We start from the raw sequence: 254 nt of genomic DNA on the forward strand, positions 1-254 counted from the left end.
TTGCGCTGACCGGCCTCTAACTCGCCCCAAACCGGCGTAAGACGCTCTGGGCGGCTCTGGGTGGGTTCCTGGGGCTCTTGAGCCGCTAGAAAGGCTCTGAGAGGCTCTGAGAGGGCTTTGAGGGCATCAGGCGGGCAGTCAACCGGGAAAATCACATCAGCGCCCTCAAAGAGCGGATTACGGCACTTGGAGGGCGTTAGAGGGTTTACCGCTCTGTCGCCCTTGCAGACCTGGCGCAGAAGCTCGGCAACGTC

The 254-nt window shown here is 61.8% G+C and carries 1 protein-coding gene; it reads right to left on the bottom strand.

Annotated features, from left to right (window positions below):
- A partial coding sequence (locus L6990_RS11875) for a hypothetical protein (RefSeq protein WP_237204380.1) occupies window positions 1-254 on the bottom strand: 254 nt, incomplete at both ends.

The sequence above is a fragment of the Rothia endophytica genome, from assembly GCF_928381505.1.
Lineage (GTDB): Bacteria > Actinomycetota > Actinomycetes > Actinomycetales > Micrococcaceae > Rothia > Rothia endophytica_A.